General features: G+C 60.9%; 17 protein-coding genes. 12 read left to right on the top strand and 5 right to left on the bottom strand.

All coding sequences use genetic code 11. The features are described from left to right. Positions 1–15: 15 nt before the first annotated feature. Complete coding sequence (locus tag ACR0J5_RS06825) at positions 16–918, top strand: EamA family transporter (RefSeq protein WP_480651687.1); 903 nt, start codon at positions 16–18, stop codon at positions 916–918. Between the two features lie 53 nt (positions 919–971). Here the strand turns inward: ACR0J5_RS06825 and ACR0J5_RS06820 are convergent, their stop codons facing one another. The 3 genes from ACR0J5_RS06820 to ACR0J5_RS06810 all read right to left on the bottom strand — a co-directional run bounded on the left by ACR0J5_RS06820 (position 972) and on the right by ACR0J5_RS06810 (position 5,072). Continuing rightward, complete coding sequence (locus tag ACR0J5_RS06820; protein WP_480651685.1) at positions 972–2,327, bottom strand: DEAD/DEAH box helicase; 1,356 nt, start codon at positions 2,325–2,327, stop codon at positions 972–974. Between the two features lie 186 nt (positions 2,328–2,513). Continuing rightward, positions 2,514–3,449 carry a glycosyltransferase family 2 protein gene (locus ACR0J5_RS06815; RefSeq protein WP_480651683.1) on the bottom strand — a complete coding sequence of 312 codons (936 nt, stop codon included), beginning with the start codon at positions 3,447–3,449 and terminating at the stop codon, positions 2,514–2,516. A gap of 18 nt (positions 3,450–3,467) precedes the next feature. After that, positions 3,468–5,072: a peptide chain release factor 3 gene (locus ACR0J5_RS06810; protein ID WP_480651681.1), complete on the bottom strand. Its 1,605-nt coding sequence runs from the start codon at positions 5,070–5,072 to the stop codon at positions 3,468–3,470. 109 nt (positions 5,073–5,181) lie between these two features. Between ACR0J5_RS06810 and ACR0J5_RS06805 the strand changes: the two genes are divergently transcribed. The 7 genes from ACR0J5_RS06805 (at position 5,182) to ACR0J5_RS06775 (ending at position 11,487) form a co-directional block, all read left to right on the top strand. After that, positions 5,182–5,544 carry a SnoaL-like domain-containing protein gene (locus ACR0J5_RS06805; protein WP_480651679.1) on the top strand — a complete coding sequence of 121 codons (363 nt, stop codon included), beginning with the start codon at positions 5,182–5,184 and terminating at the stop codon, positions 5,542–5,544. A 73-nt stretch (positions 5,545–5,617) separates the two neighbouring features. Next, a complete protein-coding gene (locus ACR0J5_RS06800) occupies positions 5,618–6,397 on the top strand; it encodes an SDR family oxidoreductase (protein WP_480652870.1) in 780 nt (259 codons plus the stop codon). A gap of 2 nt (positions 6,398–6,399) precedes the next feature. After that, positions 6,400–7,512 carry a DNA alkylation repair protein gene (locus ACR0J5_RS06795; protein WP_480651677.1) on the top strand — a complete coding sequence of 371 codons (1,113 nt, stop codon included), beginning with the start codon at positions 6,400–6,402 and terminating at the stop codon, positions 7,510–7,512. A gap of 78 nt (positions 7,513–7,590) precedes the next feature. Continuing rightward, entirely contained in the window at positions 7,591–8,712 is a 1,122-nt protein-coding gene (locus ACR0J5_RS06790; RefSeq protein WP_480651675.1) for an ABC transporter ATP-binding protein, read from the top strand. Positions 8,713–8,833: 121 nt separating this feature from the next. Next, complete coding sequence (surE, locus tag ACR0J5_RS06785) at positions 8,834–9,616, top strand: 5'/3'-nucleotidase SurE (RefSeq protein WP_480651673.1); 783 nt, start codon at positions 8,834–8,836, stop codon at positions 9,614–9,616. Beyond that, positions 9,613–10,263, top strand: coding sequence for a protein-L-isoaspartate(D-aspartate) O-methyltransferase (locus tag ACR0J5_RS06780; RefSeq protein WP_480651671.1), 651 nt, complete (start codon positions 9,613–9,615; stop codon positions 10,261–10,263). The genes surE and ACR0J5_RS06780 overlap by 4 nt, the downstream gene beginning before the upstream one ends. A gap of 57 nt (positions 10,264–10,320) precedes the next feature. Beyond that, on the top strand, positions 10,321–11,487 hold the full coding sequence (locus tag ACR0J5_RS06775) for a peptidoglycan DD-metalloendopeptidase family protein (protein WP_480651669.1): 1,167 nt from the start codon (positions 10,321–10,323) through the stop codon (positions 11,485–11,487). A 63-nt stretch (positions 11,488–11,550) separates the two neighbouring features. On the opposite strand, the gene ACR0J5_RS06770 is transcribed toward ACR0J5_RS06775, so the two are convergent. Beyond that, positions 11,551–12,222, bottom strand: a complete 672-nt coding sequence (locus tag ACR0J5_RS06770) for a helix-turn-helix transcriptional regulator (RefSeq protein WP_480651667.1) — start codon at positions 12,220–12,222, stop codon at positions 11,551–11,553. A 15-nt stretch (positions 12,223–12,237) separates the two neighbouring features. After that, positions 12,238–12,546: a hypothetical protein gene (locus tag ACR0J5_RS06765; RefSeq protein ID WP_480651665.1), complete on the bottom strand. Its 309-nt coding sequence runs from the start codon at positions 12,544–12,546 to the stop codon at positions 12,238–12,240. A 216-nt stretch (positions 12,547–12,762) separates the two neighbouring features. Between ACR0J5_RS06765 and ACR0J5_RS06760 the strand changes: the two genes are divergently transcribed. The 4 genes from ACR0J5_RS06760 to ACR0J5_RS06745 all read left to right on the top strand — a co-directional run bounded on the left by ACR0J5_RS06760 (position 12,763) and on the right by ACR0J5_RS06745 (position 15,271). After that, on the top strand, positions 12,763–12,978 hold the full coding sequence (locus ACR0J5_RS06760) for a twin-arginine translocase TatA/TatE family subunit (protein ID WP_039531114.1): 216 nt from the start codon (positions 12,763–12,765) through the stop codon (positions 12,976–12,978). A gap of 6 nt (positions 12,979–12,984) precedes the next feature. Then, the gene (gene tatB, locus ACR0J5_RS06755) at positions 12,985–13,443 is read left to right on the top strand and encodes a Sec-independent protein translocase protein TatB (RefSeq protein WP_170788694.1); all 459 of its coding nucleotides are present in this window, start codon (positions 12,985–12,987) and stop codon (positions 13,441–13,443) included. Further along, positions 13,440–14,315 carry a twin-arginine translocase subunit TatC gene (gene tatC, locus ACR0J5_RS06750; RefSeq protein ID WP_480651663.1) on the top strand — a complete coding sequence of 292 codons (876 nt, stop codon included), beginning with the start codon at positions 13,440–13,442 and terminating at the stop codon, positions 14,313–14,315. Before tatB ends, tatC begins: the two co-directional genes overlap by 4 nt. Before the next feature lie 113 nt (positions 14,316–14,428). Next, the gene (locus ACR0J5_RS06745) at positions 14,429–15,271 is read left to right on the top strand and encodes an ATP-binding protein (protein WP_480651661.1); all 843 of its coding nucleotides are present in this window, start codon (positions 14,429–14,431) and stop codon (positions 15,269–15,271) included. The last annotated feature ends 14 nt before the right edge of the window (positions 15,272–15,285 follow it).

Here is a 15,285-nt window from a genome sequence, read left to right as displayed (position 1 = left end):
GACACAAGGGACGCCATGAGTTTATGGATTCCCGTCACCATCGCAGCCGCGTCGTTCCAGACCGTGCGGTTCATGCTGCAAAAGTCTCTCAGTACCGTCAAGCTGACAGCCGCGGGGGCGACTTTTGCCCGGTTTGCCTATTCCCTGCCGCTGGCGCTGTTGGGGTTGTTTGTGGCGTTGCAGGTCACGGGGTACAGCCTGCCGCCGCTGACGGGGTGGTTCTGGGTGTTTGCGGTCATCGGCGGCACCTCGCAAATCCTTGCGACGATCTGTGTGGTCGCCCTGTTCAAACAGCGCAATTTTGCCGTTGGGATCACCTTTAAGAAGACCGAAGTCATCCAGACTGCAATCCTCGGATTTCTGGTTCTGGGTGATCAGGTTTCCATCGGAGCGCTGGGGGCGATTTTGATTGGGCTGCTGGCGGTGCTGCTGCTGTCGAAATCGCCCGAGGGGGACGGGGCGTGGTGGCAGCACCTGACCAACCGCGCGTCACGGCTGGGGCTGGGGTCGGGGGTGCTGTTTGCCTTTTCCTCGGTCAGCTATCGCGGCGCCTCGTTGGAGCTGGGCGATATGGACGCGTGGTTTCGCGCCTTGGTGACGCTGGCCGTTGTCGTCAGCTTTCAGTTTCTCAGCATGGGTCTGTGGCTGCTGTGGCGTGACCGGGCCGAGCTGTTGGCCGTCTGGCAGGCGCGCCGCACGGCTGTTTTTGTCGGCCTGACCAGCCTGTGCGGATCGTTCTGCTGGTTCTTTGCCTTCACGCTGCAGAACGCGGCCTATGTCAAAGCGTTGGGGCAGGCTGAGCTGCTGCTCAGCCTGTTTGCGTCGCTTTTGTTTTTCCGGGAAACCATCACCCGGCGTGAAATCGCCGGGATGACATTGCTTGGTGTCTCGATACTGGCGCTGGTGCTGGCAATTTAGGTCGTGGTTGATTTCACGAGCGCAGAGCACCGGTTCAACGCAATCAAATACGACTAGCCAGCGCGGCGCTCATCAAAGCTGAGGGCGATAAAGCTGGGCAGGTGATCGCCCATGCCCACTACCGCAGGGCCATTGTCTTCGCGACGGCCACGACCGCGCGGTTCTTTGTCCCTCTTGCGGTCAGGCTTTCTCTCGGTCTTTTTCTCATCCGAGGGTTTGGCCTTTCTCTCGCGCTTGGGGGCCTCGTCCTTAGGCGCGTCCTTGATCGGATTGTCGAGCCGGGGAATTTCCTTCTGGATCAGCTTTTCAATCGCATCCAGCGCCTTTTCATCACGGCCCGAGCAGATGGTGATCGCCTTGCCCTCGCGCCCGGCGCGGCCTGTGCGGCCGATGCGGTGTACGTAATCCTCGGCATGGCCAGGCACGTCAAAGTTGAACACATGGCTGACCGACGGAATATCCAAGCCGCGCGCGGCCACATCTGATGCCACCAGCAGGCGCAGTGATCCGTCGCGGAACCCGTCCAGCGTTTTCATCCGCTGCGACTGGTCCAGGTCGCCATGGATGGCGGCAGCGTTATAGCCGTATTTCTTCAGCGATTTCGCGCAGATGTCCACATCCGTCTTGCGGTTGCAGAAGATGATCGCGTTGGAGCATTTGTCGCCCTCGGCATCGATCAGCGCGCGCAGAACATTGCGCTTGGCGCTGGCCTCACGGTCGCGGCGCCCGCCCTTGAACATGACCACGCCCTGTTCGATGGTCTCGGACGCGGTGGCCTGACGGGCAACCTCGATCCGGGCAGGGGCGGACAGGAACGTATCCGTGATGCGCTCAATCTCGGAGGCCATGGTGGCTGAGAAGAACAGCGTCTGGCGGGTGAAGGGCGTCAGTGAGAAGATGCGTTCGATGTCGGGGATGAACCCCATATCCAGCATCCGGTCGGCTTCGTCCACCACCATGATCTGAACGCCGGTCAGCAGCAGCTTGCCGCGCTCGAAATGGTCCAGCAGACGGCCCGGTGTGGCGATCAGCACGTCGACGCCGCGGTCGATCAGGGCGTCCTGTTCCTTGAAGCTGACACCGCCGATCAACAGCGCTTTGGTCAGTTTCACATTCTTGGCATAGGTGTCGAAATTCTCGGCCACCTGTGCGGCCAGTTCCCGTGTCGGGCACAGCACCAAAGATCGCGGCATCCGCGCACGGGCGCGCCCACGGGCCAGCAGGGTGATCATCGGCAGCGTGAAGCTGGCGGTTTTGCCCGTGCCGGTCTGGGCGATGCCCAGAACATCCTTGCCCTCAAGCGCAGGCGGAATCGCTCCGGCCTGAATCGGGGTGGGGGTTTCGTATCCGGCTTCCTCAATGGCTTTGAGGACCTTCGGGTTCAGGTTCAGTTCGTTAAACTTTGTCATGTATGTCCGGTTCAAGCGGACACTAGACCTGGCCCGCGCGTCAGAGGTTTGCCGGGCCCGGATGGCCATGCGCGCACTTGCGCAAATTCGGCTTGGAGGGGGACATAACAAAATCGTAGGTCGGGGTCAAATGAAGACCTTTTCAGGGTCTTCAGCCTGTGCGGAATGCGGATTTCGCGCAACAATTCAGACACTTCCGGGGAAGTGTTTCGTAAGCTTGGCCTCCAGATCCAGGGGCCGGTGCCGGATAAGACCATGCTGTTCCAACCGCGCGCGCACTTCGGGGTCGGTGCCGCTGATCTCGTTGAAAAAGGCGCGCAGCCCGTCCATGCCGTCCTCAGCCTCAATCCAGCTGAGCAGCTCATTCATGTTCATCCCGCCCTGATCGCGCGGTACATTCGGGGACATGCCGGGCTGATACGAGCCACGCGCAAGCCGGAAACGGTAATGAGTTAGCCAATGATCCCAGCTTGTTGCGTGGCGATGGCACAGGTCCAAACCGGGCAGTTCAACCTTGCAGGGCAGAAGAGACCCATCCTGAAACAGGTTGTGAATGCGGAAATTGATCCTGGGCAGGCCGGTGCGCGTGAAAAGCTTGCCCTGTACATGGCTAAAGAAACCGCCCAGAACAAACCCGCCATAATTCGGGTACAACGTTTGCAAAAGGGCGTCGCGGTCTTTGCCTTTGGGGATATGCGCCTTGTACAGATCGTCTCCGGCCATTGCCTCGGCCGGGCGCATGCGGATCGCGGGTGTGTCGTCTGGCGCTGTGGACAGGATGTCACTGACAGCGCGCTCAGCCCACAAAAACTCATCCACATCGATATGGGCCAGCCAGTCCAATTTGGACCGGCGGTAGGACAGCGAGGCATTCGCCGTCTGTCGCGTTTGATGCCGGTCAGGGCGTTGGCGTTTCCGATTTGCCCAGAACCCGTCGTCGCAATTGCGCACTTCGACCTTGGGGTGCCGGTTCAAGGCGTTGAAAGCCTTGGGGCAGGGTTCATCCAGATAGATGTCCAGCTGATCCGCGCCAAGGTCCAGATGATAGGCCGCAAACCGCAGGATGTCCGGGGCAGATCCCCGGACGGTCGCAACGATGCCCCAGGTCGGCTTACCGACCATATGCAGCCTGTGACGGGCTCACGTCATCATTTCCTTGGTCGCGGTCAGGCTCAGCTCGGGGTAGTCGCGTACGACCCGGTCGATGTCCCATTGCAGCCGCGTCAGATAGACGATGTCGCCGTCGTGATCATGGGCGATATGCTGCTTGTTGGCGTTGACGAACTTGTCCACTGCAAGCTTGTCGCCGCTGACCCAGCGGGCCGAGGTGAACTGAGACGCCTCAAACCGCACCGGCAGGCCGTATTCCATCTCAATCCGGCTGGCGAGCACCTCGAATTGCAGGGCGCCGACGACGCCGACAATAAAGCCCGAACCTATCGAGGGTTTGAACACCTTGGCCGCGCCTTCCTCGGCAAATTGCATCAGAGCCTTTTCCAGATGCTTAGCCTTCATCGGGTCGCCTGCGCGGACAGTTTGCAGCAGTTCCGGCGCGAAAGAGGGGATGCCCTTGACGCGGATCGCCTCACCCTCGGTCAGTGTGTCGCCGATGCGCAGTTGCCCGTGGTTGGGGATGCCGATGATGTCACCGGCCCAGGCCTCCTCGGCCAGTTCACGGTCGGATGCCAAAAACAGAACCGGGTTCGAGATCGCCATCGGTTTCTTGGTCCGCACATGCGTCAGCTTCATGCCCCGCTTGAAATGGCCAGATGCCATGCGGACAAACGCCACCCGGTCACGGTGCTTGGGGTCCATATTGGCCTGCACCTTGAAGACAAAGCCTGCGACCTTCTTTTCATCCGGCGCGATCTGGCGGGGTTCCGCGGACTGAACCTGCGGCTGCGGGCCATAAGCGCCGATACCCTCCATCAGTTCCTTCACACCGAAGGAATTGATGGCTGAGCCGAACCAGATCGGGGTCATGTGCCCTTCCAGCACCGCTTGCGGGTCGAGTGCAGGCAGCAATTCGCGCGCCATTTCGACCTCTTCCAACAGCTTTTCAAGCAGGTGCTCGGGCACATGTTCGGCCAGCTTGGGGTCGTCCAACCCGTCGATCTGAATGCTTTCGGCCACCTTGTTGCGGTCGGCGCGGTCCATCAGTTCCAGCCGGTCGCGCAGCATGTCATAGCAGCCGATAAAGTCGCGTCCCACGCCGATGGGCCACGCGGCGGGCGTTACGTCGATGGCCAGCATTTCCTGAATCTCGTCGATGATCTCGAACGTATCGCGGCTTTCGCGGTCCATCTTGTTACAGAAGGTCAGGATCGGCAGATCGCGCAGGCGGCAGACCTCGAACAGTTTCTGCGTTTGGCTTTCCACACCTTTCGCACCGTCGATCACCATCACGGCGGCGTCCACAGCCGTCAGCGTGCGATAGGTGTCTTCCGAGAAATCGCTGTGGCCGGGCGTGTCCACCAGATTGAACCGGAAATTCCCATAGTCGAACGACATGGCGGATGCGGAAACCGAGATACCCCGATCTTTCTCCATCTGCATAAAGTCCGAGCGCGTGCGCCGCGCCTCGCCCTTGGCGCGTACCTGACCAGCCATCTGGATCGCGCCCCCGTACAGCAGGAACTTTTCGGTCAGCGTCGTTTTACCCGCATCCGGGTGCGAGATGATGGCGAATGTCCGGCGCCGGGCGATCTCGGGCGGCAGGGAGGGTTGGTTCGAGGTATCAAGCATGACCGCGCGTATAGGCGGGGAAACCCGCCGAGGCAAGACAAAGGGGGTGGTTCGAATCGTGTCGATATGGCAATAAGAACATATAGTGAACAAATGATGGAGAGGATCAATGAATTTGAAAGAAATCGCAGACGAGCTTGTTGCAGGATGCCGCGAGGACCGCGCCAAAGAGAACCTTGAGAAACTCTATGCCGAGGATGCCGTTTCGGTCGAGTCGCAGGATTTCATGGATATGGGCCGCGAAACCTACGGTCGCGACGCGATCCGGGGCAAACATGAATGGTGGGAAGGCGCGCATGAGGTGTCCGGTGCCTCGGTCAGTGATCCCATGCCCCACGGCGAAGACCGCTTTGCCGTGATCTTCGAAGTGCAGGGCAAGGTGAAGGAAACCGGCGAAGAGTTTGATATGAAAGAGGTTGGTGTCTATCATGTCGCCAATGGAAAGATCGTGCGCGAGGAGTTCTTTTACTGACACGTGCTGAAATCTGGTCTTCCCCGTCTGGCCGGTGCTAGACATGGCGATAACAACGGATGGGGAGGATCATATGGATCTGGGTATCAAGGGAAAACGCGCGCTGGTCTGCGCCAGCAGCAAGGGCTTGGGTCTGGGTTGTGCCGAGGCTTTGGCGGGCGCAGGCGTCGATCTGGTGATGAACGCGCGTGGTGCTGAGGTGTTGGAGGCCGAAGCCGCGCGTTTGAGGGCCGAGTATGGCGTGGACGTGCAGACCGTCGCCTGCGATGTGACCTCTGCCGACGGGCAGGCGCAGGTGATCGAGGCCGCGCAGGGTGTTGATATCCTAGTGACAAACGCGGGTGGCCCGCCTCCGGGCATGTGGTCGGATTGGGATCGGGATGATTTCATCAAGGCGTTGGATTCCAACATGCTGACGCCGATTGCGTTCATGAAGGCGCTGCTGCCGGGCATGATGGACAAGGGTTGGGGGCGCGTGGTCAACATCACCTCGCAATCGGTGCGCGCGCCGATTGCCGTGCTTGGGCTGTCGAACGCCGCGCGCACCGGATTGACCGGCTATGTCGCGGGAACCGCGCGGCAGGTAGCCCCGCAGGGGGTGACGATCAACAATCTGCTGCCCGGCATTCACGCCACTGATCGCGCGGATTCGCTGGATAGCGGTGTGGCGTCTCAACAGGGGATTTCGATGGATGACGCCCGGGCCCAACGCGCGGCCACGATCCCGGCGCGGCGCTATGGGTCACGGCAGGAATTCGGCGCGACCTGCGCCTTTTTGTGCTCGCAACATGCCGGGTTCATCGTGGGGCAGAACATCCTGCTGGATGGCGGCGCAACGAACCTGACGATGTAGTTATGGCAAGTGGCTTTTCTCTGAAAGACCAGCTGTTTAACCGGGAAAAGACCCGCTACCTGGCCGGTCTTTTTGCGCAGGCTGATCCGTCCTTTGACCCGGATGCGTTCGAGGCACAGGTGATGTCGCGCCTGCCAGAGCTTGAGTTGAAAGAGCGGATGGCCTGGATCGCGGACTGCCTGCAACAGGCCGTTCCCGGCGACTTGCCGCAAATTGCACCGGTTCTGCTGCGCGCTTTGCCACCACCGCTGGACCCGACCAAAACGGATGATGATTTCGGCGATTTCATCTTTGCGCCTTTAGGAGATTGGGTTGTGTCCGTCGGGTTGGATCATCCCGATCTGGCGCTGGATGTGCTGGAGGAACTGACCCAGCGCTTTTCCATGGAATGGGCCATCCGCCCGTTTCTGAACGCCCACCCCGAACAGGTGCTTGCGCGATTGCAAGTGTGGTGTGCGCATGACAGCTATCACGTGCGCCGTCTGGTCAGTGAAGGCACGCGGCCCCGTTTGCCATGGGGGCAGGCCGTTGGGCTGGCGCTTTCCGATCCATTGCCTCTGCTGGATCAGTTGCATCGCGACCCGACGCGCTATGTCACGCGGTCGGTGGCCAACCACCTGAATGACATCACCAAGAAAGATCCCGATCTGGTGCTGGATCGCCTGCGGGCCTGGTCCCAAGCCAAACGACAGGATCACGATGAGCTGAGCTGGATGACCACCCATACCCTGCGCGGGCTGGTCAAATCGGGCCATCCACAGGCCCTGAAGATGCTGGGCTATGACCCCGATGCTGCGGTTTCAGTTCAGGTAGAGGTCAAGGGCGAGGCCCGGATTGGTGAGGTGTTGGAGTTCGATACCGTCCTCAGCGGGGAAGGGGGTCAGCCTGTTCTTGTGGGCTATATCATTCACTTTCAACGTCCTGGCGGCAGAACCTCAGCCAAAGTGCACAAGCTGAAACAGACCGCGCTGCGTGACGGGCCACTGACACTCAGCAAAAAGCACAAGCTCAAGGGCAACGCGACGACCTTCACATTGGTCCCCGGTGCGCATCGGCTTGAGATTCAGGTCAACGGGCGCGTCTGTGCCGGTGTCGATTTTGATTTGCTGGGTTAGGTTTCCGCAAACAGAGTCCATCGCCTCGGCTGATCTCTTGCACCTGCGGGACAGGGTTGTTATCCCGGCCTAAGCCCGATGAATTCGCTCGGGAAATTGCATTGGGATGTATCGGTGACAGGTGACGCAGCTCCTCCTCGGCTAGAAATCCGCAATCTGGTGGCCCGGTATGAGGGGCGGGTTGTTGTGGACAATGTCTCTCTGACGGTTCAGGCGGGAACGGTGACCTGCTTGTTGGGCCCGTCTGGCTGCGGAAAATCGACCACGCTGCGCATGATTGCCGGGGTCGAAATGCAGGAATCGGGCGAGATTTTCGTGGATGGCAAGCTGATCTGCGACACGGTATTCCGTGTCCCGCCTGAACGCCGCGCCATTGGTCTTATGTTTCAGGACTTTGCCCTGTTCCCGCATCTGAGCGTCGCCGACAACGTGGGTTTTGGCCTGAAAGGCAGCAAAGAGGCCAAGCGCGCCCGGGTCGAGGAGCTGCTGCGCAAGGTCGATCTGATTCACTTCATCGACAAGTTCCCGCATCACCTGTCAGGAGGGGAGCAGCAGCGCGTGGCGCTGGCCCGTGCATTGGCGCCGCGCCCTCGGATCATGTTGATGGATGAGCCGTTCTCGGGTCTGGATAACCGCCTGCGGGATGGCATCCGGGATGAGACGTTGGCCATTCTCAAGGAAGAAGACGCCGCCGTGGTGCTGGTCACGCATGAGCCGGAAGAGGCGATGCGCATGGCCGATGAGATCGCTTTGATGCGGCGCGGCAAGATCGTGCAGCAGGGCGCGCCCTATAATGTTTATACCCGCCCGGCGGACAAGGCGGCGGTGGCTTTTTTCAGTGATGTCAATGTCTTGAAGTCCCAAGTCAACGGGGCACTGGCCGATACGCCTTTTGGTCAGTTTCTGGCCCCGGGTCATGCCGACGGGACGGATGTTGAGATCGTCTTTCGCCCGCAATATGTGCGGCTGGACTTTGATCGCAACGGCAAAGGGCCCGTGCCCACTGTCTCAGACGGGGTTGCAGCGCGCGGCGTGGTACAGCGCGCGCGTTTTCTGGGCAATGAAAGCCTGATCGAGTTTCGGATGGATTATGACGGCTCGATCCTGAAGGCCACGGTGCCGAATGTGTTTGTACCGCAACCGGGACGGGTGATGTGGCTGACGGTGCGCCGGGATCGGTGCTTTATCTTCCCGGTTTAGGCTTTGAAATCACAGTTTAGGTCAAAGTGGTGCGCGAAAGCCTCAGATTGCTGGCGCGCTTTGCTTGCCGCCGCGCAGGGGCGCGTCTATCAAGGTCAAAACGCTGCGGTGGATGGGGCATATGCGTATTCTTTTGACCAATGATGACGGGATCAACGCGCCGGGTCTGATCGCGCTGGAAAAGATCGCGGCGGATCTGGCCGGACCGGATGGTGAGGTCTGGATCGTCGCACCTGCGTTTGAGCAGTCTGGCGTTGGCCATTGCATCAGCTACACCCGCCCGATGATGGTCGCCAAACTGGCCGAGCGTCGCTATGCCGCCGAGGGGTCGCCGGCCGATTGTGTGCTGGCTGGTCTGCATGACGTGATGAAGGACGCGCCCCCCGATCTGGTGCTTTCGGGTGTGAACCGGGGGAACAACTCGGCGGAAAACACGCTCTATTCCGGCACAATCGGCGGCGCGATGGAGGCGGCCTTGCAAGGCGTTCCCGCGATTGCCATGTCGCAATATTACGGTCCACGCAATCTGGGCCTGGATGACCCGTTCGAGGCCGCGACCCGATACGGGGCTGATCTGGTGCGCAAGATTCTGGACGCAAATCCGGCAGAGCAGGGCGATTACCGCCTGTTTTACAACGTGAATTTCCCGCCCGTCCCAGCGGATGAGGTGCTGGGCACCCGTGTTGCACCGCAAGGCTATCGCCGCGACACACATTTCTCGGTTGAGCCGCACAGCTCGCCCTCGGGGCGGCGGTTTCTGTGGGTCAAGGGCGGCTATCAGCATAACCCGACCGCGCCTGGAACGGATGCGGCGGTCAATCTGGCGGGTTATATCTCGGTCACGCCGATGCGGGCCGATCTGACGGCGCATGACACATTGCAGGCGTTGAAGACAATCGAATGAGCGGACTGGACCCCGAAACAACCATGCAATTCCTGTTCGCCTTGCGCTCGCGCGGGGTGACGGATGCGCGCGTTTTGGCAGCGATGGAACAGATCGACCGGGGCCGGTTTGTCAAAGGTCTGTTTGCTGATCGCGCATATGAGGACACGCCGCTGCCGATTGCCTGCGGCCAGACGATCAGCCAGCCCTCGGTCGTGGGACTGATGACACAGGCGCTTGAGGTCAGCCCGAGGGACACGGTGCTGGAGGTCGGCACCGGCTCGGGCTATCAGGCGGCGATCCTGTCCAAACTGGCGCGTCGGGTCTACACGGTGGAACGGCACAAGCGGCTGGTGCGTGAAACCGGGCAACTGTTTCGCGATATGGGCCTGACCAATGTGACCGCGATGCTGACCGATGGATCGTTCGGTTTGCCCGAACAGGCGCCCTTTGATCGAATAATTGTGACAGCTGCGGCAGAAGACCCGCCCGGGCCGCTCTTGGCGCAGCTGAAAATCGGCGGTATCATGGTATTGCCGGTGGGACAGTCGGATACGGTTCAGACCCTGATCCGGGTCCGGCGTACCGAATCCGGTCTGGACTATGACGAGTTGTTGCCCGTCCGCTTTGTGCCCTTGCTGGAAGGGCTGGGAAAAGACGGGGCCTAAAGGATATTCATTGCGCCGGAACCCCGGAAAACAGGGGCAGGTGCCGAGGACAGTAAAATGAGAGCAGTTTCCAAATCAGCGATGCTTCGCTGCGCGACAGGGGTTGTGGTTGTCGCCGTTCTGGCCGGATGCGAAGGCCCGTTCGACTATGACCTGCGGGGCAATGTGGGCGGATTTTCGACCGCCAACGCCGCACAATCCGTGACCGCGAGCCGCCCGGCGCCGGATGCGCGCGGGGTGATCACGTATCCCAACTATCAAGTGGCCGTCGCCCGCCGGGGGGACACGGTTGGCGATGTGGCCGCACGTGTCGGCCTGCCGGTCGGGGAACTGGCCAGCTTTAACGGATTGCAGCCCAATGATCAGCTGCGCGATGGCGAAGTGATCGCTTTGCCGCGTACCGTCAGCGCAGCCAGCACGGTGGATATCGCCACCATCGCAGGAACCGCGATTGATGAGGCTCCGGCGGATGGAAGCGTGCGGACCTCGACGCTGGAACCGGCACAGCCGGCGGTCGCTCCGGCCCCGACACCGCCCGCGGCATCTGGGCCCGAGCCGGTCCGCCACCAGGTCAAACGGGGTGAGACGGCCTTTACCATCTCGCGCCTTTATGATGTGCCGGTCAACGCGCTGGCCGAGTGGAACGGGCTGGATACCGAATTCACCGTCCGCGAAGGGCAGTTCCTGCTGATCCCGATCAAGAACCAGCCAGCGCCGCAACAGGCGGCTGTGCCCGCGACCAATGTCACGCAGCCGGGGCAGGGATCACCCACCCCGACACCGCCGAGCGCCACCCAGCCTTTGCCCGACGAAGAGATTGCACCGGCTGTGCCTGCACCTGATGTCACAGCTGAGGCGCCGACCAATCAGAGCAACTCGGCCCTGGCGCTGCCAGTTACCGGGACGATCATCCGGACCTATGAAAAGGGCAAGAACGAAGGCATCGACATTGCTGCCTCGCCGGGCACGCCCGTCAAAGCGGCAGAGGCCGGAACCGTTGCGGCGATCACGGCGGATGCCGATCAGGTGCCGATCATCGTGATCAAGCACAATAATGACTTGCTGACAGTTTATGCCAATGTCGACAAGGTCTCGGTCAAGAAAGGCGACCGGGTGCGGCGCGGGCAACAGATCGCGGCCCTGCGGGGCGGAGACAACTCCTATGTGCATTTCGAGGTGCGTCAGGGGTTCGAGTCCGTTGATCCGGAACCCTATTTCAAGTGAGGGGAATGGCCCGGTCCGGGCCATGCCTCCGGCGGGGATATTTTTGGACAGATGAAGGGCGGATCAGCCCTGTGGATCAAAATCGCTCAGGCGTTTGCCGGGCTCGTCGGTGAACAGCTCGGGCAGGGGTTGGACGGTTTCGATCAGGTCGATGCGAAAGGTGCGAAAACCCTCGCGTAGCTCGCACCACGCGGTCAGGGTCCAGACGCGACCCCAATATTCCATATGCAGCGGGCGGATGGTGCGGTCGGTCAAGACGCCGTCAATGCGGCGGTAGGACAGGTGCAGTTTCTGGCGCGACTTGATGGCGGCGCGGATCGGGGCCATATGCGCCAGCCCGCGCGCGGCATCGGCAAAGGGGTAGACGGCGAATTTCCACGCATCGGCCTCGGCCACGACCTGCGTGGGCAGAACCGCATCGATCTTGTCGGCCAGTGTTTCAGCGGCGGCTTTCAGGTCCGGATCAGCGGCCTCGGCCACGATGGCCATCCCGAGGTTCAGCGCCTCAAGCTCGGCCGGGGTCAGGTTGAGCGGCGGCAGGGTGATCTGTTCGCGCACCATATAGCCCACGCCGCGCTCGCCCTCGACCGGGACGCCCGAGGCCACCAGCGTATCCATGTCGCGATAGATCGTGCGGACCGACACCTCAAGCCGGTCCGCGATGTCCTGCGCCCGGTGCAATTTGCCGTCGCGCAGGATCTGGATGATATCAAACAGCCGGTCGGTGCGGCGCATGGATGGGCCTGTTCGTCATGAGGCGCTGATGCTCCAATGGATTGCATCGTGGCGCATGGTGACCGTGTCGGGCGCGATGGCCCCCATCACGGCGGGTGCGAAATCCTGTTGAGGGAAGGCAGCCGCCGCAGCCTGGGCGCTGTCCATGTCATCCCAGATGACCGTATCGGTCCAAAGCCCGTCTTCGCCCGCGCTGAGGCGGCGGAAGACAAAACCCTTTGCGTTGCGAACGAAGGCTTCTGTGCCTTTCATGATCTCTACGAACTCTTCCTGTGTTACGTCGGCTGCGAGTTTGAAGGTGACGGATTCAGCGATTTGTGTCACGTGACGCTCCTGTTTGTTTGAGACAGGGGTGTTCTACGCGCCTACAACTGACATAAACCTGTCAGTTGAGAATTGCCAGTGGGCAAAAACCGCGTGATCCGATCAAATTCACGGGCGGATTTGATCCGGTGCACTTTTGCCAGCCGCGTAGCGGGCGTAGACACATAGCCAGACATTATTCCCGGCGCGCTGCGCCGACGCAGAAGGAGACAAGACATGCTTAACAATATCGGCCTTCCCGGTCTGCTGCTGATCGCCGTTGTGGTGCTGGTGCTGTTTGGCCGCGGCAAGATCAGCTCGCTCATGGGTGAAGTGGGCAAGGGCATCACCTCGTTCAAGAAGGGCGTCAAAGAAGGCGCGGATGAGCTGGAGCAGGACGCGTCCGAGCTCGCCAAGGACGTCACCCCCGAGACTGACAAAGACAAGGCCTAAGCGCAGATGTTTGATCTGGGCTGGACCGAGCTTCTGGTCATCGGCGTTGTTGCCCTGATCGTTGTGGGGCCAAAGGACCTGCCGGTGCTGTTCCGCAATGTGGGGCGCTTTGTCGGCAAGGCCCGTGGCATGGCGCGCGAGTTTTCCAGCGCCATGAACGAGGCCGCCGATCAGGCGGGTGTCAATGAGATCAAGAAAGGTCTCAACGCGGCCACCAACCCTGTGGGCAGCGCCATGGATGGCGTGAAAGAGGCCGCGCAGGACTTGGCGAAAAGCATCGACCCCACCAAGTTCGACCCCGAAAGCGAGACCGGCAAGCTGGCCGCCGAGCGGGCAGAGCAGGCCAAGAAGATCCAGGCCTCGACCGCGCGGGCGGCGGCTGAACGCAAAGCGAAAGAGGCTGCTGACGCGCTGGCCAAAGCCGAAGAGGCCGAGGCCGCGTTGAAAACCGAAAGCAAGACATGACGAATACCGACGAGATCGAGGACAGCTCGGCCCCATTGATCGAGCATCTGGCGGAACTGCGCACGCGGCTGATCCACTGCGTTGTGGCGTTTCTGATCGGAATGATCATCTGTTTCACGGTGGCCACGCCGCTCTTTAACTTTCTGACGCATCCGCTGTGCGATGTTCTGGCCGAACGTGGGCAGGATTGCGGGCTGATCTTCATCTCGCCGCAGGAAGGGTTCTTTGTCGCCATCAAAGTCTCGCTGCTGGGTGGGTTCATTCTGTCTTTCCCCTATTTGGGGATGCAGATGTGGCGGTTTGTGGCACCGGGGCTTTACAAGTCGGAAAAGAACGCCTTCCTGCCGTTCATGCTGGCTTCGCCCTTCATGTTCCTGCTGGGCGCGAGCTTTGCCTTTTACGTGGTCACGCCGTTGGCATATGATTTCTTCTTGGGATTCCAGCAATTCGGAGCGGAAGGCGAAGCCGTAACCGAAGGCGCAACCGCAGCACCGCTGAGCGTGGTGTTCCAGGGTTCGGCGCAGGAATATCTGAACCTGACGATCAAGTTCATCGTAGCCTTTGGTCTGTGTTTCCAGCTGCCGGTTCTGCTGACGCTGATGGGCAAGGCCGGGCTGGTATCGGCCGAAGGGCTGGGGTCGGTCCGCAAATACGCGGTGGTCGCCATTCTGGTGCTGGCCGCACTGGTCACCCCGCCGGACGTGATTACGCAGGTCATCCTGTTTGTGGTGGTCTACGGGCTTTACGAAATCTCGATCTTCCTCGTCGCCCGTGTTGAGAAAAAGCGCGAAGAACAGCTGCGCGCCGACGGGTATTATGACGACGAAGAAGAAGCCGACGAAGAGATCGTCCGCGAAGAAGACGGCAAGTAACCCTGCCTCAAGCAATGAAAAGGCGCGCCACCTCCGGGCGCGCCTTTTTCGTTTCGGGCTCTTGTTGCGCTGCCTCGAACGTGGTTTGAACGCCAAAACACCCGGAGGCCCCCATGGACGACCACGCCCTGAATCGCATCGCCAACGCTTTGGAACGGATGGCCCCGGCACCTCTGGCGGCCCCCGATTTCGCATCGGCCCCGGCCTTTGTCTGGCATGTGGACCCAGACCGGCTGGAACCCGTCAAACAGGTCAACCGGGTCGACCTTGATCTGCTGGTGGGCATCAACCGGTCCCGCGACACCCTGCTGGACAACACGCGGCGCTTTGCGGCCGGATTCAAGGCCAACAACGCACTGCTTTGGGGCGCAAGGGGTATGGGAAAGTCCAGCCTCGTCAAAGCGGTTCACGGTTCCCTGCAGGCGGATTTCCCGGACCTGAAACTGGTCGAGCTTCAGCGCGAGGATATGGGCTCGGTCGCGCGCCTGCTGAACCACCTGCGCGCCGCGCCGCACCGGTTCATCCTGTTCTGCGATGACCTGTCGTTCAGCCATGATGACCAGCACTACAAATCGCTCAAGGCGGTGCTGGATGGCGGCATCGAAGGCCGCCCGGAAAACGTGGTGTTCTACGCCACGTCAAACCGCCGCCACCTGATGCCAAGGGACATGATCGAAAACGAACGCTCCAGCGCCATCAACCCGTCTGAGGCGGTGGAAGAAAAGGTCTCGCTGTCGGACCGCTTCGGCCTGTGGCTGGGCTTTCACCCCTGCGATCAGGACGAATACCTAGCCATGATCGACCGCTATTGCGCCGCTTACGGGGTCTCCGCCGATCCTGAAACCCTGCGCGCCGAAGCCATCGAATGGCAAGCCACCCGCGGCGCACGTTCGGGCCGTGTGGCATGGCAATTCTTCGTCGATCTGGCCGGGCGTACCGGAACCCATATCGGATAACCCGCCCGCTTCAT

The sequence above is a fragment of the Ruegeria sp. BE1 genome, assembly GCF_056538885.1.
This window is presented reverse-complemented; position numbering and strand designations above follow the sequence as displayed.